Source organism: Pseudomonas sp. NPDC087804, from assembly GCF_044742965.1.
In the GTDB taxonomy this organism is placed as follows: Bacteria; Pseudomonadota; Gammaproteobacteria; order Pseudomonadales; family Pseudomonadaceae; genus Aquipseudomonas; species Aquipseudomonas rustica.
Window position 1 is genome coordinate 1 of the sequence record NZ_JBIUVN010000002.1, and the last position, 18761, is coordinate 18761.

At 60.6% G+C, this 18761-nt stretch carries 15 protein-coding genes; 11 read left to right on the top strand and 4 right to left on the bottom strand.

Annotated features, from left to right (window positions below):
- On the bottom strand, positions 1 to 239 hold a 239-nt coding region (locus ACIOMO_RS07115; protein ID WP_401239472.1), incomplete at its 3' end, for a hypothetical protein.
- A 28-nt stretch (positions 240 to 267) separates the two neighbouring features.
- Here ACIOMO_RS07115 and mrdA point away from each other — a divergent pair.
- Entirely contained in the window at positions 268 to 2160 is a 1893-nt protein-coding gene (gene mrdA / locus ACIOMO_RS07120) for a penicillin-binding protein 2 (RefSeq protein ID WP_053122139.1), read from the top strand.
- Positions 2161 to 2172: 12 nt separating this feature from the next.
- Here the strand turns inward: mrdA and ACIOMO_RS07125 are convergent, their stop codons facing one another.
- Positions 2173 to 3132: a LysR family transcriptional regulator gene (locus ACIOMO_RS07125; protein WP_401239476.1), complete on the bottom strand. Its 960-nt coding sequence runs from the start codon at positions 3130 to 3132 to the stop codon at positions 2173 to 2175.
- Between the two features lie 155 nt (positions 3133 to 3287).
- Between ACIOMO_RS07125 and ACIOMO_RS07130 the strand changes: the two genes are divergently transcribed.
- Genes ACIOMO_RS07130 through ACIOMO_RS07140 form a run of 3 tightly spaced genes read left to right on the top strand, consistent with a single transcriptional unit; the run spans position 3288 to position 6267 of the window.
- A complete protein-coding gene (locus ACIOMO_RS07130) occupies positions 3288 to 4589 on the top strand; it encodes an MFS transporter (protein WP_401239479.1) in 1302 nt (433 codons plus the stop codon).
- Positions 4586 to 5341, top strand: a complete 756-nt coding sequence (locus ACIOMO_RS07135) for a class II aldolase/adducin family protein (RefSeq protein ID WP_401239481.1) — start codon at positions 4586 to 4588, stop codon at positions 5339 to 5341. Before ACIOMO_RS07130 ends, ACIOMO_RS07135 begins: the two co-directional genes overlap by 4 nt.
- The gene (locus tag ACIOMO_RS07140) at positions 5338 to 6267 is read left to right on the top strand and encodes a 2-hydroxyacid dehydrogenase (protein WP_401239484.1); all 930 of its coding nucleotides are present in this window, start codon (positions 5338 to 5340) and stop codon (positions 6265 to 6267) included. The genes ACIOMO_RS07135 and ACIOMO_RS07140 overlap by 4 nt, the downstream gene beginning before the upstream one ends.
- Here ACIOMO_RS07140 and ACIOMO_RS07145 read toward each other — a convergent pair.
- Entirely contained in the window at positions 6261 to 7196 is a 936-nt protein-coding gene (locus ACIOMO_RS07145; RefSeq protein WP_400650400.1) for a LysR family transcriptional regulator, read from the bottom strand. The two genes, ACIOMO_RS07140 and ACIOMO_RS07145, sit on opposite strands and share 7 nt — an antisense overlap.
- A 159-nt stretch (positions 7197 to 7355) precedes the next feature.
- Between ACIOMO_RS07145 and ACIOMO_RS07150 the strand changes: the two genes are divergently transcribed.
- The 7 genes from ACIOMO_RS07150 to ACIOMO_RS07180 all read left to right on the top strand — a co-directional run bounded on the left by ACIOMO_RS07150 (position 7356) and on the right by ACIOMO_RS07180 (position 16911).
- Complete coding sequence (locus ACIOMO_RS07150; protein WP_401239488.1) at positions 7356 to 8666, top strand: MFS transporter; 1311 nt, start codon at positions 7356 to 7358, stop codon at positions 8664 to 8666.
- 22 nt (positions 8667 to 8688) lie between these two features.
- Complete coding sequence (locus ACIOMO_RS07155) at positions 8689 to 9918, top strand: Zn-dependent hydrolase (RefSeq protein ID WP_401239491.1); 1230 nt, start codon at positions 8689 to 8691, stop codon at positions 9916 to 9918.
- Between the two features lie 154 nt (positions 9919 to 10072).
- Positions 10073 to 11098 carry a histone deacetylase family protein gene (locus ACIOMO_RS07160; RefSeq protein WP_401239494.1) on the top strand — a complete coding sequence of 342 codons (1026 nt, stop codon included), beginning with the start codon at positions 10073 to 10075 and terminating at the stop codon, positions 11096 to 11098.
- Between the two features lie 225 nt (positions 11099 to 11323).
- Complete coding sequence (locus ACIOMO_RS07165; protein WP_401239496.1) at positions 11324 to 13228, top strand: sigma-54-dependent Fis family transcriptional regulator; 1905 nt, start codon at positions 11324 to 11326, stop codon at positions 13226 to 13228.
- Positions 13228 to 14946 (top strand): ABC transporter ATP-binding protein, encoded by a 1719-nt coding sequence (locus tag ACIOMO_RS07170; protein ID WP_282357770.1) that lies wholly within the window; start codon positions 13228 to 13230, stop codon positions 14944 to 14946. Before ACIOMO_RS07165 ends, ACIOMO_RS07170 begins: the two co-directional genes overlap by 1 nt.
- Positions 14936 to 15613 (top strand): S8 family serine peptidase, encoded by a 678-nt coding sequence (locus ACIOMO_RS07175; protein ID WP_401239499.1) that lies wholly within the window; start codon positions 14936 to 14938, stop codon positions 15611 to 15613. Before ACIOMO_RS07170 ends, ACIOMO_RS07175 begins: the two co-directional genes overlap by 11 nt.
- Positions 15610 to 16911 (top strand): FAD-dependent monooxygenase, encoded by a 1302-nt coding sequence (locus ACIOMO_RS07180; protein ID WP_401239502.1) that lies wholly within the window; start codon positions 15610 to 15612, stop codon positions 16909 to 16911. The genes ACIOMO_RS07175 and ACIOMO_RS07180 overlap by 4 nt, the downstream gene beginning before the upstream one ends.
- 176 nt (positions 16912 to 17087) lie before the next feature.
- Here the strand turns inward: ACIOMO_RS07180 and ACIOMO_RS07185 are convergent, their stop codons facing one another.
- Positions 17088 to 18578, bottom strand: coding sequence for an aldehyde dehydrogenase (locus ACIOMO_RS07185; RefSeq protein ID WP_282357774.1), 1491 nt, complete (start codon positions 18576 to 18578; stop codon positions 17088 to 17090).
- Positions 18579 to 18761: the final 183 nt, after the last annotated feature.

Consider the following 18761-nt stretch of genomic DNA (forward strand, 5'->3'; position numbering starts at 1 on the left):
TAGTGTGGGGTTTCCCCATGTGAGAGTAGGTCATCGTCAAGATTAAATTCCGAAACCCCAATTGCGAAAGCAGTTGGGGTTTTGTTTTGCCCGCAAGAAAAGTTTTCACGACGCGTTGAGTCCGTTCCGACCGTCGCAAGACCTGCCATTGGAGAAAAACGTTCTGAAGTGACCGGGCAGTTTTTGGTATGGTGCAGCTCGTTTTTTAACGGACTGATGTCATGCCCAAGGAACGGCATTAATTTATGTCAAAGAGTTGCTGTAGAAATGCCTGAACCTATCCCGATCAAGGATCACGAAAAAGAGACGCGTCTGGTCAACAAACGGTTGATCGCCTGTGCCCTGTTCGTCTTCGCGGTCAGCTGTGCCCTGGTAGTGCGCCTGTACATCCTGCAAGTGGTCGAGTTCGATTACCACTCGACCATCTCCGAAAACAACCGCGTCCACGTCTTGCCGATCCCGCCCACACGCGGCTTGATCTACGACCGCAATGGCGTGTTGCTGGCTGACAACCGCCCCAGTTACAACCTGATCATCACCCGCGAACGCGCCACCGACGTCAATGAAGAGCTGAATGAGGTCATCAACCTCCTGCACCTGCCTGCCGAAGACCGCACGGTGTTCGACAAGGCCATGAAGCAGTCGCGTCATCCCTTCACGCCAGTGACACTGTTCTATGAATTGACCGAAGAGCAGATCGCCGTTCTGGCAGTTAACGAGTTCCGCCTGCCCGGGCTCGATGTTGAACCGCAGTTCGTCCGCCACTACCCACTCGGTGCGCATTTCGCCCACTCGATCGGCTACGTCGGCCGTATCAACGAAAAAGAATCCAAGACACTCGACTCGGTCGAATACCGCGGCACGCAATCCATCGGCAAGACCGGCATCGAGCGTTTCTACGAAGCCCAGCTGCACGGCCACGTCGGCTACGAAGAAGTGGAAACCAACGCCCAGGGCCGAGTGCTGCGTGTACTCAAGCACACGGATCCGGTACAGGGTAAAAACATCGTTCTCAGCCTCGACGTTCACCTGCAAGAAGCCGCTGAGGCGGCACTGGGTGATCGTCGCGGTTCCGTAGTAGCGCTCGACCCGGCCACCGGTGAAGTGTTGGCCATGGTCAGTAACCCGAGTTTCGACCCGAACCTGTTCGTGACCGGCATCAGCTCCAAGGAATATTCGGCGCTGCGTGATTCTATAGACCGGCCGCTGTTCAACCGCGTGCTGCGCGGCCTCTACGCGCCGGGGTCGACCATCAAGCCGGAAGTGGCTATCGCCGGTCTCGATGCTGGCGTCGTGACGCCGCAAACCCGCGTCTTCGATCCGGGTTACTACCAACTCCCGGACTTCGATCACAAGTACCGCAACTGGAACCACAGCGGCGATGGCTGGGTAGACATGGACGCCGCGATCATGCGTTCCAATGACACCTACTTCTACGACCTCGCGCACAAGCTTGGCATTGATCGCCTGCACGACTACATGGCGATGTTCGGCCTCGGCGAAAAAGTCTCGCTGGACATGTTCGAAGAGTCGCCCGGTTTGATGCCGTCGCAAGCGTGGAAGCGCGCCACCCGCCGCCAAGCCTGGTTCCCGGGTGAAACCGTGATCCTCGGTATTGGCCAGGGCTACATGCAAGTCACGCCGTTGCAACTGGCTCAGGCCACTGCGCTGATCGCCAACAAAGGCGTGTGGAACCGTCCACACCTGGCGAAAACCGTCGATGGCGTGGCACCGGTCGATGAAAATCCAATGCCGAACATCCTGCTCAAAGACCCGCGCGACTGGGAGCAGGTCAACCACGGTATGCAAATGGTGATGCACGATGCGCGAGGCATTGCTCGTGCAGCAGCGGCCGGTGCGCAGTACCGCATCGCCGGCAAGAGTGGTACGGCGCAGGTGGTGGCGATCAAGCAGGGTGAGCGTTACAACCGCGAGAAAACCCTCGAGCGCCATCGCGACAACGCCTTGTTCGTCGGCTTCGCGCCGGCCGAGCATCCGAAAATCGCGATCGCAGTGATGATCGAAAACGGTGAGGCCGGTGGCCGAGTTGCAGGTCCTGTGGTGCGGCAGATCATGGACGCCTGGCTACTTGATCAGGATGGCCATCTCAAGCCGCAATACGCGGCGCCAGCCAAGGCGCCGGGCGATCCGCACGTTTGATCGATTACAGCTTCACAGCACAGGCTCACGCAAGCTGAGCATGTGCTGGAAGCTGTCGAGGAACACGGTCTCGGCCTGAGTCATCTTCTGCTCGCGATTCCACAGCAGCTCGATATCGAAATCCACTACGCCGTCATCCGGTGGTAACCGCCAAAGCAAACCTTGCTCGACGTCGCGCCGTACCAGGTGCGTAGGTAGACAACCGATGCCGAATCCGGCGCAGATCAATCGGTATATCTCTTCGAAACTGGTGGAAGACGCCACGATCTTGCCGGTGAACCCTTGCTGATCGCGAAACAGCGTCAACGGCGATAGATTGCCGCCGAGCTGATCACTGGTGAAGCTGACGAAGTTCTCCGCCGCCAATTCCTCAAGCGACAGATTCTGATGCCCGAACAACCGATGGCGCTGCCCGCAAAAGTACGCGTAGGTCTCGCGAAACAACACCCGCCGTTCAAGCCGTGGTTGCGCGAGACGACATAGGCCAACGCCCACCGTGGCAGTTTTTTGCAGCAATGAACTGATGATGTTCGAGCTGCCCATCACCTCGACTTCCAGCTCGATTTTCGGATGGGTTTCGTGGAAGTCCGCCAGAAACTCATCGTAGTGCCGCGCCTGCACACCGCTGACCGTGAGGATGCGGATCTTGCCGACCACGTCATCATGGCGATGCTCGATGACTGTACCCAGTCGTGAAATATCGCCATAAATATCCGCCGCGATACGCAGGACTTCCTCGCCGGTTTCGGTCAGATCAAAGCGCCGCCCGCTGCGCGCGATCAGCACACATTCCAGTTGTTCTTCGAGGCGTTTCAATGCCTGACTCACTGCCGACTGGGTGATGTGCAAGCGCGCAGCGGCGCGGCTCATGCTGCCTTCCTGGCCGATCACCAGGTAGGTGCGCAACAGGTTCCAGTCCAGCCGATCATTGAGAAAGCGCCGACCGACCCAAGGGTTGGAAGAGGACATCACACACTCCATGTAGTAGCAGAGCTAATACTAGCTTTAAGTTTTTGAAAATTGACTAATCCTGTCACGGAAGCGATAAAGCCCACAAGCGCCACAGAGCGTGACCGTCAGCCGCCTGAAACCTGCCCAAAAAAACGATAAATACACAGGGTCCTTGCATGCACACCACCGCTCAGCCACGTCGCGCCGCGGCCGCTGCCTTCATTGGCACGACCATCGAATTCTACGATTTCTACATCTACGCCACTGCCGCCGCACTGGTGCTTGGGCAAGTGTTTTTCCCCAGCGAAAATCCGGTTACCAGCACGCTCGCAGCCTTCGGCAGCTTCGCCGTTGGCTTCATTGCCAGACCGATGGCCGGGATGGTTTTCGGTCATTTGGGCGACCGTCTCGGGCGCAAGAAAATGCTTCTGGTGACGATGGCGCTGATGGGCCTGGCGACTGCCGGTATCGGCTTGCTGCCGAGCTATGCCAGCGTCGGCATATGGGCGCCGATCGGTTTGATCGTGTTGCGTCTGATCCAAGGGATTTCCGTTGGTGGCGAGTGGGGCGGGGCAGTGTTGATGGCCAGCGAACATGCGCCGGCCAAGCGCAAAACCTTTTACGCATCCTTCGCTCAACTTGGCAGTCCTGCCGGATTGTTGTTGGCCTTGATCGCCTTCCGCCTCGTCACTTCGCTGGAGCCGGAAGAGTTTCTCGCCTGGGGTTGGCGTCTGCCGTTTCTCGCCAGTGGCGTGCTGATGATGGTTGGTTTGATGATCCGTTCCGGCGTGCATGAATCGCCGGAATTCGCCAAAGCCAAAGAGAACAACGAAACCTCGAAATACCCGGTCAAAGACGTGATCCGTCAGTGCTGGCGGCAGATTCTGTTCGCGGCGGCTGCGGTGACCATTGGCTCGGCCGGGTTCTTTTTCACCAACACGTTCATGATCACCTACGTCACCCAATACCAGGGCATTTCGCGGGCGACGATTCTCGACTGCCTGTTTCTGGTCACGGTGATTCAACTGCTCTCGCAACCGCTGTCGGCGCTATTGGCCGAACGCATTGGCGAAGGCCGCTTCCTGACGCTGGTTGCGTTGCTGTGCATGGTCACGCCATACCCGATGTTCCTGCTGGTCGGCACGCAAAACATCTTGCTGATGACCCTCGGCATTGCCGTCGCGGTGGTGATCCTGTCGGCGCTGTACGCAGTGATTGCCGGCTACATGACTCAGGCTTTTCCGGTGCATCTGCGCTATTCGGGGATTTCCATTGCGTACCAACTGAGCTGCGCGCTCGCCGGCGGCACCACACCTTTGATAGGCACGCTGCTCGCCAGCAAGTTTTCCGGACAATGGCTGCCTCTGGCGGTGTTCTTCACATTGCTCTCGACCGTGTCGCTGATAGGTGTCTGTGGCCTCGCTCGGCTGCGTGCCGCGCCGGTCGTTCTGCATTCCAACAAAGAGGTGTATTCGTGAGTAAACCTGCCCACATCGATCCGATTGAATGGCAAGCCCGCTGTGAGCTCGCCGCGCTGTATCGCTTGATCGCGCATTTCCGCATGACCGACTTGATCGACACGCACATCACCCTGCGTATTCCGGGGCCGGAGCATCATTTTCTGATTAACCGCTACGGGGTGATTTTCGACCGCATGCGTGCTTCTGATCTGGTGCGCATCGATCAGGATGGCAACATTGTCGACCCTGAATATGCGGGTCATCGCGTCAACGCCGCAGGCTTCGTCATTCACTCGGCGATCCACATGGCGCGCCCGGATCTGAACTGCGTGATCCACACGCACACCGCCGCCGGGATGGCCGTCGCTGCGCAAAAACAAGGCTTGCTGCCGATCAGCCAACACGCGCTGAAGTTCTACGGAAAACTCGCTTATCACACCTACGAAGGCATCGCGCTGTCGCTGGATGAACGCGAGCGTTTGATCGCCGACCTCGGCCCGCACCGCGCGATGATTTTGCGCAATCACGGTTTGCTGGTTGGTGGCTCGGGCGTGGCTCAGGCCTTTCAGGAAATCCACTTTCTCGAGCGTGCCTGTCAGGCGCAAGTGCAGGCATTGGCCGGTGGTTCGGAGGTGCATTATCCGTCCCACGAAGTCTGCGCGCACACCGCTGAACAGTTCGACCGCGATGAACAGGACAACATCATCGACCTGGCCTGGGCGGCCGCTTTGACCTTGATCGATTCCCAGCGCGAGTCCTATCTGTCATGAATACCGTTGCACTGTTGTCCCGCGACTTGCTGTTGCTCAAGCAATTGCAGGCAGCGTTTGCACGCAGCGCGCCGCACCTCACGGCAGTGCTGGCCGATGACCCGCGAGCGTTTGATGCGCAGATCGCGGCCTGCTGGTTTCCGCTGCCGGGCAGTCTCGCCGCGTTACCCAATCTGCAAGTGATTCACTCGGTGGCTGCCGGTATCGATCATCTGGAGCACGATCCGTCGTGCCCGGATCTGCCGGTGTGCCGGGTGGTCGATCCCGGTCATCGGCAAGGCATGACCGAGTATGTGCGTTGGGCGGTGATTCACTTTCACCGAGGATTTGATCAGGTGCTGCAACAGCAAAAACGTCGGCACTGGGAGCGCCCGCTGCAGCGCCCGGCGAGTCAGTTCAGGATCGGGATCATGGGTCTGGGATCGCTCGGCAGCGCCATCGCTGAGGATTTAACCAAAGCGGGTTATGACGTCCGTGGCTGGGCGCGAAGTACCAAGGATTTGTCGGGTGTGCAGACCTTCGCCGGCTCGAAAACTTTCACGGCGTTTTTGCACAACGTGGAGCTGCTGATCAACCTGTTGCCACTGACCCACGAGACGCGCGGCATCCTCAATCAAACCACGTTCGAACACCTGGCCAACGGCGCAGCACTGGTCAATGTCGGACGCGGCGCACACCTGAATATCGAGGATCTGCAACAGGCGCTGCAAACAGGGAGACTGCGCGGCGCGCTACTCGATGTCTTCGATCAGGAACCGTTACCCAGCGACCATCCACTCTGGACAACCGCCGGTGTAACGATCACCCCGCACATGGCCTCGGCAGCGTCTCACGACTGCATCGCCGAGCAGATCGCCGAGAACTTCCGCCGACTGAATTCGGGGGAAGAGCTACTCAACAGCGCCGACAGAACGCTGGGTTATTGATCCGCCAGGCACGCCTGCAAGCGTTCGATAAACAGCGTCTCGGCGCGGCTCATGCGCTGGTCGCGGTTCCACAGTAAATGGATGTCGACATCGGCAATCCCTTCGTGAGGCGGCAGTCGCCAGAGCAATCCCGCCTCAACGTCCGCCGCCACCACATGCTCCGGCAGACAACCAATCCCGAACCCGGCGATCACCAGTCGCCGTACTTCCTCCAGGCTCGGCGATGACGCGACGATGCGTCCGCTGAAACCCTGCTGATCCCGAAAAATCGTCAGCGGAGAGAGCATTCCGCCAATTTGATCGCTGGTAAAACTGACGAAATTCTCGCGCTGCAAATCGCCTTCGCTGACGTCCTCGCGACCGAACAATTCATGGTGCTTGCCGCAGAAAAACGCATAGCGCTGCCGCAGAAACAAACGCTGCTCCAGACGCGGTTGCGGGCGGCGATTGAGGCTCAGGCCGAGGGTCGCGGTTTTCTCCTGCAAGGCGCTGACGATGTCGGAACTGCGCATCACATCGACCTCCAGATCCACCCGTGGATACTGGCGATGAAAGTCGGCAAGAAAGTCATCGAAGCGGTCGGAAAAGATCCGGCTGATGATCAACAGGCGCACTTTGCCTATCACTTCGTCGGCCGGCTGTTCGAGCAATCCGCCGACCTGTGACACCTGTCCGTAAATCTCGCCAGCGAGTTCGAAGATCTGCTCGCCGACTTCGGTCAGGGCAAAGCGCGGGCCACGCCGGGCGATCAGTTGCCGACCGAGTTGTTCTTCCAGACGCTTGAGTGCCTGGCTCACCGCCGGTTGCGTCAGGTGCAAACGGGCGGCGGCGCGGCTGATGCTCAGTTCCTGACCGATCACGCGGAAGGTGCGCAACAGGTTCCAGTCCAGACGATCATTCAGCAGACGTTGTACATCGCGCTCAGCCATCGTGGCCTCGATTATAAGTTGGCGTAATAGTCGGAATAATAAATAGAAAATTGACTAATCATAGCCCCGGGACGATAAATCACTCCCAGACAGGCACCGCCAGAGTGCCTCGCCCCAGCGTTTTCCTCCTGCCAAAAAAACAATCAAAGGAGCCCGACCATGAAGCCCCAAGCTTCCAACCAGCCGCGCCGTGCGGCAGCCGCTGCCTTTATCGGCACCATGATTGAGTGGTACGACTTTTACATCTACGCCACCGCCGCCGCGCTGGTGTTCGGCGCGTTGTTTTTCCCTTCCGATGATCCACTGTTCAGCACCATGGCCGCCTTCGGCACCCTCGCCGTGGGCTTTTTTGCGCGGCCGTTGGGCGGGATCATTTTTGGCCACATCGGCGACCGCATCGGCCGCAAGAAATCGCTGATCATCACGTTGCTGATGATGGGCGTGGTCACCGTGTGCATCGGTCTGCTGCCGACCTACGCCCAGATCGGCGTGGCCGCGCCGGTGCTGCTGATTCTGCTGCGCGTCGTCCAGGGTATCGCCGTCGGTGGCGAGTGGGGCGGGGCGGTGTTGATGGCCGGCGAACACGCGCCGAAGGGCCGGCGCAACTTCTTCGCGTCCTTCGCCCAACTCGGTAGCCCGGCGGGTTTGATCCTCTCGCTGCTGGCATTCAGCGCGGTGACCCGTTTGCCCGAAGAAGATTTGATGAGTTGGGGTTGGCGTCTGCCGTTCCTCGCCAGCGCGTTGTTGCTGCTGGTCGGTCTGGCGATTCGCCTGGGCGTGAATGAGTCGCCGGAATTCCTCGCCAGCCGCGAGAAAGCGAGCAAGGAAACCCGTAAGGAACAAGCGCCGGTGATGGAGGTTCTGCGCACCGCGTGGCGTCCACTGTTGCTGTGCATCGGCGCCAACACGCTGGGCATTGCCGGCGTGTATTTCACCAACACCTTCATGATCGCCTACACCACTCAGCAACTGGCGCTGCCGCGCTCGTTGATTCTTGAATGCCTGTTCGTCGTTGCGATCATTCAGTTTTGCATTCAGCCGCTGGCGGCATGGACGGCGGAGAAGATCGGCGCCACGCGTTTCCTGTGTCTGGTGTCGCTGCTGGCGATGGCCTCGCCGTATCCGATGTTTGTCCTGGTGCGTTCGGCGCAGGCGCCGCTGATCATTCTCGGCATCGCATTGGCGGTGGTGTGCATGGCGTCGTTTTACGCGGTGATCGCCGGGTACGTCAGCGGCATGTTCGAGACCCGCGTGCGCTACACCGCGATTTCGCTGGCCTATCAGATTTGCGGCGCGGTGGCCGGTGGTCTGACGCCGCTGATCGGCACCATGCTCGCGCACAAATTCACCGGTCAGTGGTGGCCGCTCGCGGTGTTCTACAGCCTGATCGCTGCGGTTTCGCTGATCTGCGTGTTGTCCCTCGCACGCCGCCATGCCAGCGCTCATCGCGCGGAAATGGCCTCAATCTAATCTCGGATTCCAGGAGCACCTCATGTTGAAGATCAATGGCGAACGCCTGTGGGCGAGCCTGATGGCGATGGCCGAAATCGGCGCAACCGCACGCGGTGGCAGCTGCCGTCTGGCGTTGAGCGACGAAGACAAAGCAGGCCGCGAACTGTTCGCCCACTGGTGCCGTGAAGCGGGCATGACGCTGAGTGTCGATGCCATCGGCAACCTGTTCGCCCGTCGTCCCGGCACCGATCCGGACGCGGCGCCGGTGATGATGGGCAGTCACCTCGACACCCAACCGGAGGGTGGCCGCTTCGATGGTGTGTACGGCGTATTGGCCGGTCTGGAAGTGGTGCGCTGCCTCAATGACCAGAACATCAAAACCCGCAAACCGCTGGAAATCGCGGTGTGGACGAATGAGGAGGGTGCGCGGTTTACCCCGGCGATGTTCGGCTCGGCGGTGTTCACCGGGATCATGGATTTGCAGGCCGCATTGGCGGTGCGCGACGCCAACGGCATCAGCGTTGCCGAAGAATTGCAGCGCCTCGGTTACGCCGCTGACCGTGCCTTAGGAGGTGCGGTGGATGCCTATTTCGAAGCGCACATCGAGCAAGGCCCGATCCTTGAAGACAACGCGAAAAGCATCGGCGTGGTCACCGGTGGCCAAGCGATCCGCTGGCTCGATGTGCGCGTCGAAGGCATGGCCGCGCATGCCGGCACCACGCCGATGCCGTTGCGCAAGGACGCCTTGTACGGCGTGGCACGGATGATTCAGGCGATTGAAGAACTGGCGACGGATTTCGCTCCCGAAGGGCTCACCACCGTGGGCGAACTGAGCATCAATAAATCGTCGCGCAACACCATTCCCGGGCTGGTGAATTTCACCGTCGATTTGCGTCATCACCGTGACGACGCTATCGCCGCGATGGAACAACAAGTGCGCGCACGTTTGCAGGCGATCGCCGATGCGCGGGGTTTGAGCGTGACGATCACCCCGCACTGGATCAGCCCGGCCACGCCGTTCGACGCCGAGTGCGTGGCGGCAGTGCAATCGGCGGTGGATGCGCTGGGCTACGCTCAGCAATCGATTGTCAGTGGGGCCGGGCATGACGCGATTTTGCTCGCGCGATACTGCCCGACCGCGATGGTGTTCATTCCGTGCGTCGGCGGCCTGAGCCACAACGAAGCCGAAGACGTGCTGCCCGAGGATGTGCGCCAAGGCACCGATGTGCTGCTCAACGCCGTCCTGGCTCGCGCTGAAATTTCCCGGTAATCCCCAATCCCCATGTAGGAGTGAGCCTGCTCGCGATGGGGCCGTGTCAGCCACCATCAACGTCAAATGACAGACCGCTATCGCGAGCAGGCTCACTCCTACAGTTGAAATCGGTCATTTTGAAGGTTTGTATTAACTGACAGGAATCCATCCCATGCGCAGTTTTTTCCACCCAGAACAATTGCTCCACCATCCACGCAGCTACTACTCCCGTGGCCAGATGCGCACGCCGCAGGAAGTCCCCGAGCGCGCGCAGCGTCTGGTGCAGGCCGCGCACAATCTGGGCTTCAACGTTGAGCAACCGACCGACGCCGGACTCGCACCATTGCTCGCGGTACACGGCGCGCCGTATCTGACATTCCTCCAGGAAGCGCACGCGTGCTGGAAGGAAATCCCCGAAGACTGGGGCGATGAAGTCATGTCGAACATCTTCGTCCGCGAACCCAATGCCCTGCGCGGCATCCTCGCTCAGGCCGCGCGGTATCTCGCCGACGGCAGTTGCCCGGTCGGCGAGCAGACCTGGCGTTCGGCGTACTGGTCGGCACAAAGCGCGGTGGCGGGCGCGCAGGCGTTGATCGATGGCGAGCCGGCGGCGTACGCGCTGTGCCGCCCGCCGGGACACCATGCGCGTGCCGAAGCCGCCGGTGGTTTTTGCTATGTGAACAACGCGGCGGTGGCGGCGCAGGTGTTGCGTGACAAGTTCGCCAAGGTCGCGGTGCTCGATACCGACATGCATCACGGTCAGGGCATTCAGGAAATATTCTACGACCGCGATGACGTGCTCTACGCCTCGGTGCATGGCGATCCGACCAACTTCTATCCGGGCGTGGCCGGGTTTGCCGAAGAACGCGGTGCGGGCGCGGGGGAGGGCTTCAATCTCAATCTGCCGATGGCGCATGGTGCGAGTGAAGCGGATTTCCTTGGGCAACTCGATGTGGCGTTGGCGGCGGTGCGTGAGTTTGGTGCCGAGGTCCTGGTGCTGTCGTTGGGGTTCGATATTTATGAGCTGGATCCGCAGAGCAAAGTGGCGGTGACGCGTGAAGGGTTTGCCACCTTGGGTGAGCGGATTCGCGAGCTTGGGTTGCCGTGTTTGATTGTGCAGGAGGGTGGATATCACCTGGAGAGTCTTGAGGATAATGCCCGGGCGTTTTTTGTGAATGGTGAGGTTTGGCAGATCTGAGTTTTGTGTGAGCAGAGCGACCGCTATCGCGAGCAGGCTCACTCCTACAGTTGGTATGCGTTGCCCCTGTGGGAGCGGGCTTGCTCGCGAAGAACGATGACTGGTTTCATCTGCCGGAACCCCAAGCGCCCTACGGTGCTTGCCATCGCCCTGACGTTAACGTAAAGATTGCCGTCAGGGCGCTGAAATAATAAAAGCGCAAAGCGGACCGCTGCGGAGCGCTTGATGACTCTAATAAAAACCACCGATCCCAAGCCACATCACGAAGCCCGGCTCGCCCGGGAAAAGTTGCATCTGGAAGGCCAGGTGCCTGACGGCGTGCTGCGTGCGGAGATCGATGCTTCGTGGCGACGCAGTCTTGGCCACGGTGTGCACTTCAACGGCAAACACGAGCTGACGCTGGAATCGAGCGCCAGCCTCGACGTGCTGCTGGCAAGCAATCGCCTGCTGATCGACGCCGCGATGCCGGCCATCGATTACCTCGCTGAACGCCAAGGCAAAGAAGGCCTGATCATCCTCGCCAACTCCGACGCGACCATCCTCGCCGTCGAAGGGCGCGCTGACCGGCTCAAGGGCAGTGGTCTGCAAGACATCACCCTCGGCGCCTGCTGGAGCGAGGCGGCTCGCGGCACCAATGCCCTCGGCACTGCACTGGTCGAAGCCCGGCCAACGCTGATCGATTGCGGCGAACATTACCTTGATCGCCTGACTGATTTTTCCTGCACCTCGGTGCCGATCCATTGCCCGCAAGGCGAGATTCTCGGTGTCCTCGATCTGACCCGCGAAGGCCCGCTCGGTCGCGTACATGACAGCACCGCGCTGCTGAGCATGGCGGTCAGTCAGATCGAAAGCCGGGTGTTCAATAACAGCTTCCCGGATCAGATTGTCCTGGCGTTTCACAGTCGTCGGCAGTATCTGGAATCGCCGTGGCAGGGCTTGCTCGCGGTCAGTCTCGGCGGACAGATTCTCGCGGTCAGCGCGCAGGCGTGTCAGCTACTGCGGGCCGAACGTTCGGCGCTGCTCGGGCATCGTTGTGAAGAGTTTCTCGGGGTCGATGGCGTGCAATTGCTCAGTCGTTTACAGCAGGGCGGTGTCGGCAGTCTGCAAACCGCCAAAGGTGAGTTTTTCTACAAAACCCTGCGTGCACCGGCGCGGTCGGTCAACCTTGGCGGGCCACCGCGCAGCGTAGCGAAATCCATCAAACCACCACCCGATCTTGACGCGCTGGCTGGCAGTAATGCCCGTTACGCCCGTGCCTTGCGCATGGCTCGCCAAGGGCTGGCAAACGAATTGCCAGTGTTGCTGCTCGGCGAAACCGGCACCGGTAAAGAAGTCATCGCCCGCGCTTTGCACATGGCCGGCAGCCGCTGCGACAAACCATTTGTTGCGGTGAATTGCGCGGCGATTCCCGAAGGCCTGATCGAGTCGGAACTGTTCGGCTACCGCGAAGGCGCGTTCACTGGATCGCGGCGCGGCGGCATGATTGGCCGCTTGCAGCAGGCCCACGGCGGCACGCTGTTCCTCGATGAAATCGGCGACATGCCACTGGCCTTGCAGGCGCGGTTGTTGCGCGTGTTGCAGGATCGCAAAGTGGCGCCGCTCGGCGCCGGTGAAGAGCAGGACATCGACGTCGCGCTGATCTGCGCCACGCACCGCGATCTGAAAATTCTCGTCGCCGACAAGCAGTTTCGCGAGGATCTGTTCTACCGCGTCAACGGCATCAGCGTGATGCTCCCGGCCTTGCGCGAGCGCGATGATTTCGCCGCGTTGGTCAGCCGTTTACTCAGCAAACTCGACGCGCCAAATGTGCTCCTGCATGACGACCTCGACCGGCTGCTCGCCAGCTATCACTGGCCGGGCAACATCCGCCAACTGGAAATGGTCTTGCGCACCGCATTGGCCATGCGCGAACCGGGCGACAGCGTACTGACGCTCGATCATCTGCCCGACAGCATGCTCGATGAACTGACCGCCAGCGAGAAACCGGCGGCCGGAAGTATTCGCGAAAACGAACTGGAAATGATCCGCCAGTCCCTCGACAGCCATCAGGGCAACGTTTCTGCCGCCGCCGAAGCGCTGGGCATCAGCCGCGCGACGCTGTATCGCAAACTCAAACAGTTGCGCTCGTGATGCAGCGCCTGATCGTACGGCTGATCGACAGCCGCGACCCCGCCGCGCTGCAAGCAGCGTTGCGCTGGCTCTACGGTTTTGTCCGTCCGCAGCGGCTGGCGATTGCCGGTTTGCTTGCGCTGTCGGTGTGCGCCTCGTTGCTGGTGCTGGTGCAGCCGTGGCTGATCAAATTGCTGATCGACGACGGTCTGCTGGCGCGCAATTTTCCGATGCTGGTGATGATTGCAGTGCTGATGATCATCGCCGGATTGCTCGGGACTGCATTGTCGGGGATCAACCGTTTTCTGCACACGCGCCTGTCCGGGCGGATTCTGTTTGCCCTGCGCGACGACCTCTATCGGCACCTGCAAACCCTGTCGCCGAGTTTCTATGGGCAGCGGCGCATCGGTGACCTGATGTCGCGTCTGGATGGCGATGTGGCGGAGATTCAGCGCTTTGCCGTGGATTCGCTGTTCTCTGCGGTCTCCAGTGTGATCGGGTTGGTGGTCGCCATCGCGATGCTCTTCACCCTGTCGTGGAAACTCTCGCTGCTGGCGCTGGTGCTGATTCCCCTCGACGTGTTGTGGCTGCGCTGGATGCGGCGCAAGGTCGAGCGTGATGTGCGGCAGTTGCGCGAGCGTTCGGCGGACATGTCGTCGTTCATGGTCGAGACCTTACCGGTGATGAAGTTTATTCAATCGGCGGGCCAGCAGCAGCGTGAGGCGCGGCGTCTGGAACATCTTGGGCAGGGCTACATGAATCAATTGCTGCGCCTGCAAGTTACCGAGTTTTTTACTCAGGCTGTGCCCGGCACGTTGACCTCGTTGTCCCGCGCCTGTGCATTTTTGATCGGCGGTTATTGGGTGGTGCAGGGTACTTGGCAGCTCGGCGCCCTGATTGCGTTTTCGACGTATCTGGGCATGGCGGTCGGGCCGGTGCAGAGCTTGCTGGGGCTGTACGTGGCGATTCAGCGGATGACCGTCAGCCTTGGTCGGGTGATGGAATTGCGCGGCGAAGAACCGACCGTGCGTTCACCGGTTGCGCCGCAACCGTTGCCAGGCTCGGGCGAACTGCGTTTCGACAATGTGCACTTCAGCCATCCGGGGCGGCCGAGCACGTTGAGCGGCATCGAAGCGACGATTCCCTACGGTTTGAAAGTCGCGTTGAGCGGTGGCTCCGGAGTTGGCAAATCAACCCTCATCGATCTGCTGCAACGGCATCACGATCCACAATCTGGCCGGGTGTTGCTCGGTGAGGTCGATCTGCGTGAACTGGATCTGTTCGAGTTGCGCCGACGCATTGCGGTGGTCAGCCAGGACATCGTGCTGTTTCGCGGCAGCCTCGCCGATAACCTTGCCTACGCAATGCCGGATGCCAATCGTGAATCAATTGCCGAAGTGGCGCGGCTGGCGCAACTCGACAGTTTGATCGCCTCGCTGCCGGAAGGCCTCGACAGTCCGTTGGGCGAGCGTGGTCAGCAGTTGTCCGGGGGGCAAAAACAGCGCATCGCGATTGCCCGGGCGCTGCTGCAGGATCCCTTGATTCTGGTGCTCGACGAGGCCACTTCAGCGGTCGATGAAGCGACCGAGCGCGAAGTCATTGAAGCGATTGACCGCCTGTTCGCCGGGCGCACACGCATCCTTATCAGCCATCGACCGTCGACCCTGGCCGATGCCGATCTGCGCTTTGAATTGCTCGACGGCGTGCTGACGTCGAAAACGGTGCTGCATGAAGCCTGAGTTGCGCATCGGCGTGGTCGACAGTGGGCACTCGGCTGCGCAACGGGTGCAGGTGATTGCCGGTCGGCGCTTTTCGTTGTTGGAAGAGGGTTTGGCTGAGGGGGATTTACGCGATGATCCGCTGGGCCACGGCAGCGCGGTGATCGAGGCGATCAGCCGTCGTGCACCGGCCGCGCAGATGTGTGTCGCGCAGGTGTTTGATCAGCGCGGCGTGACCAGTGCTTTGCAGATCGCCACGGCGATTGATTGGCTGGTCACGCAAGACGTTCGCGTGATCAACCTGAGTCTCGGTTTGCGTCAGGATCGCAGCTTGTTGCGCGAAGCCTGTGCGGCGGCGATAGCGCGTGGCGTGTTGCTCTGCGCGTCGAGTCCGGCGCAGGGCGCGGCGGTGTTCCCGGCGAGTTATCCGCAGGTGTTGCGGGTGACCGGGGATGCGCGGTGCACCGACGAACAATGGTCGTGGCTCGACAGTGCGCAGTCCGATTTTGCGGCGTGCGTGCGTGGCACTTATCCGGGGCAATCCGGGGCCAGTCTGGGCTGTGCGGCGTTGAGCGGACATATCGCTGCGTTTCTGCTGGAGCATCCTCTGGCTAGTAATTCTGAAGTCGTCGAATGGCTGAAAGTAAAAGCCCGGTATCGCGGGCCTGAGCGGCGGTTTGCGCCGTGACCGCGATCGTGATTTTTGGTGCCGGGCCGGCGGGTGCGGCGGTAGCTTTGGGGCTGCGGCGGTTGGGCTATGGCGTGACGCTGGTCAGCGAGTGGCGACGTTTTTCCGCCCTCGAAGGTGTATCGCAGAGAGTGCTGGAGGCGTTGCGCGGCGCGGGACTGCATCAGGCGCTGGCCGAGGCGATATTGCCTTCGCAACGACAGGTGAACTGGAACGGTCAGCAGCACGCGCAGAACATCGAAGTTCTATTGGATCGGCCGACGTTTGATCGCGGTTTGCGTGAGGCTTTGCGCGCGGCCGGGGTTGAGCTGATCGAAGCGCGCGTGCTGAGTGTGCAGTCCTCGGCGAAAGAGCATCGGATCGAACTGGATGGCGGCAAAACGTTGCACGCGGAGTTTTTGGTGGAAGCACGCGGACGGCAGGCGCCGGCACTCGGTAAGGGCTTGCGCGGGCCGGAGACGGTCAGCCTGCTCAATCGCTGGCAAGGCGCGCCGGGTATAACGGCCAGTGCGGTGGAAAGTCTTGAGGATGGCTGGGCGTGGATGGCGCGCCGGGCCGATGGGCAATGTTATTGGCAATGGACGGTGGACGTAGCCAGCGCTGATTTGCCGGGTAAGGCGCAGTTGCTCGATTACTGTCGTCAACGTCGCCAGGCTTCCTCGTTTGCGCAAGTGTTTTTTGCCGATTCAGTTGAAACCGATCTGCAACTGCACGCTCGCAGCAGCACGGCGATTTTGGCGGCACAGGTGTGCGGCGATAACTGGATTCGCGTCGGTGATGCGGCTATGGCTGTGGATCCGCTGTCGGGCAACGGGATTTTTCAGTCGCTGTCTTCGGCGTTGCAGGCACCGGTGGTGATCAACACGCTGCTGTGCAAACCGGAGCGCGCGGCGCTGGCGCAGCGCTTTCATCAGCATCGGGTGGAGCAGATGTTTTTGCGTTTTGCGCGGATCGGCAGGGACTTTTATGCCGATGAGCAGCGCTGGGCTGAACAGCCGTTCTGGCAGGCGCGGCGGCAGTGGCCGGATGCTCAGGTTGCGCATGCGGAGGCGGATTTTTCGGCGTTGCGGATTGAGCGGATGCCGGTGCTGCGGGATGGGTTTGTGGATGAGGCTGAGGTGGTGATTACGGCGGATCAGCCGTTGGGGATCTGGCACGTGCAAGGGGTTGAGGTCGCGCCGCTGGTGAGGCGGTTGCGCACCGAGTCGGCGGAGCTAGTGTTGGCGGTTTTGAGTGAAGAGCAGAGGCGGGTGATTCGGGGATGGTTGCTGGGTCAGGGGTATCGGCCCTCACCCTAACCCTCTCCCAGTGGGAGAGGGGACTGATTGGGGGAGATTGGCGAGGCACACCGACTTAAGCGATCACCATTGAATCCATCATCGACTCGGTCTTTCAGGTCGATGCAGCTCACCAGACAACTCGGTCGGCCCCCTCTCCCTCCGGGAGAGGGCTGGGGTGAGGGTGCTGTTGATCTCTACAACTTGATCAACACCGACTTCAGCTCGGTGTAATGCTCAATCGCCGCATACCCCATTTCCCGCCCGACCCCGGACATTTTGTACCCACCAAACGGCAGCGCCGGATCCAGCGCGCTGTGGCAGTTGACCCACACTGATCCCGACTTGATCCGCGGAATCATCCGGTGCACCGCCGCCAGATCATTCGACCAGATACTCGCGCCCAAACCATAAGGACTGTCATTGGCCATGCGCAGCGCATCGGCCTCGTCATCAAACGGAATCGCCACCAGCACCGGGCCGAAAATCTCTTCCTGCACCAGCGAGTGTTTCTGATCGACATCGACGATCACCGTCGGTTTAACGAAAAAACCCGGCCCGAATTGCTCGCCACCGCAAGCGATGGTCGCGCCACTTTCGCGACCCATCTCGATGTAGTTGTAGACGCGTTCCTGCTGGCGCGCGGAAATCAGCGGGCCCATCTCGACGCTTGGGTCGAGGCCGTTGCCCATCTTCATCGCGTTGGCGATGTCGCTGATATCGGCGACGACATTGTCGAAATGCTTGCGCTGCACATACAGCCGGGAACCGGCGCAGCAGACCTGGCCCTGGTTGAAGAAAATCGCACTGGCCGCGCCCGCTGCGGCGGATTTCAGGTCGGCGTCGGCCATGACGATGGTCGGCGATTTGCCGCCCAGTTCCAAGGTGACGCGGGTCATCGAATCCATGGCGATCTTGCCGATCTGTTTGCCGACAGCGGTGGATCCGGTGAAAGTCAGTTTGTCGACCAACGGGTTGTGCGTCAGCGCCGACCCCGCAGTGATCCCGGTGCCGGTGACCACGTTGAACACGCCCTCCGGGTAACCCGCTTCCAGCACCAGTTCGGCCAGTTTCAGCGCGGTCAGTGGCGTCTCATCGGCGGGTTTGAGCACCACGGTGCAACCGGTGGCCAGCGCCGGGCCGAGTTTCCAGCAGGCCAGCAACAGCGGGAAATTCCAGGCGACGATGGCGCCGACCACGCCGACGGCTTCGCGGCGAATGAAACTGTGGAACTGATCATTCGGCATCAGCGGCAGCGACACCTCGACGCTGGATCCTTCGATTTTTGTCGCCCAACCGGCCATGTAACGCAGAAAATCGATGGCCAGTTGCACGTCCATTACCTGCGCCACTGCTGCGCTCTTGCCATTGTTCAGGCATTCCAGTTGCGCCAGCAGTTCGGCGTCGCGCTCCATCAGATCGGCGAGTTTCCACAACAGGTTTTGCCGCTCGCGTGGACGGGTGCGGCTCCAGGCGGAATCATCGAAGGCCTGACGCGCGGCGAGCACTGCGCGGTCGACATCCTCCGGTGTGGCGCGGGGCACCACGCAGAGGACTTCACCGATGGCGGGGTTGTGTAATGGCATGGTCTGGCCGTCGGCGGCCTCGACCCAAGCGCCGCCGATCAACATGCGCGGTGCGCGCTGGATAAAAGCTGAAGTGGCAGGGAGCAGATGCGGAAGGGACATGGCGAAGCCTCTTGTTGTTCGTTGTCGTTGGGAGGGCTTTCGCAATGGCTGTGCCAAATGCCTCAGGAAGGCTTGCGAGCCTGTTGTGCCGGGCATGAGAGGTGGATGTTGAGGCGCGCGGAAAGGTGAATTTGTCGCAAAACGCGACAGTCATTGAGATGCAAGATACGGATCGGATCAGGC

Coding starts and splice junctions, on each gene's coding strand:
- ACIOMO_RS07160 (WP_401239494.1), top strand. CDS start 10,073: ATGCGCAGTTTTTTCCACCCAGAACAATTGCTCCACCATCCACGCAGC.
- ACIOMO_RS07175 (WP_401239499.1), top strand. CDS start 14,936: ATGAAGCCTGAGTTGCGCATCGGCGTGGTCGACAGTGGGCACTCGGCT.
- ACIOMO_RS07170 (WP_282357770.1), top strand. CDS start 13,228: ATGCAGCGCCTGATCGTACGGCTGATCGACAGCCGCGACCCCGCCGCG.
- mrdA (WP_053122139.1), top strand. CDS start 268: ATGCCTGAACCTATCCCGATCAAGGATCACGAAAAAGAGACGCGTCTG.
- ACIOMO_RS07150 (WP_401239488.1), top strand. CDS start 7,356: ATGAAGCCCCAAGCTTCCAACCAGCCGCGCCGTGCGGCAGCCGCTGCC.
- ACIOMO_RS07145 (WP_400650400.1), bottom strand. CDS start 7,196: ATGGCTGAGCGCGATGTACAACGTCTGCTGAATGATCGTCTGGACTGG.
- ACIOMO_RS07130 (WP_401239479.1), top strand. CDS start 3,288: ATGCACACCACCGCTCAGCCACGTCGCGCCGCGGCCGCTGCCTTCATT.
- ACIOMO_RS07155 (WP_401239491.1), top strand. CDS start 8,689: ATGTTGAAGATCAATGGCGAACGCCTGTGGGCGAGCCTGATGGCGATG.
- ACIOMO_RS07185 (WP_282357774.1), bottom strand. CDS start 18,578: ATGTCCCTTCCGCATCTGCTCCCTGCCACTTCAGCTTTTATCCAGCGC.
- ACIOMO_RS07140 (WP_401239484.1), top strand. CDS start 5,338: ATGAATACCGTTGCACTGTTGTCCCGCGACTTGCTGTTGCTCAAGCAA.
- ACIOMO_RS07165 (WP_401239496.1), top strand. CDS start 11,324: ATGACTCTAATAAAAACCACCGATCCCAAGCCACATCACGAAGCCCGG.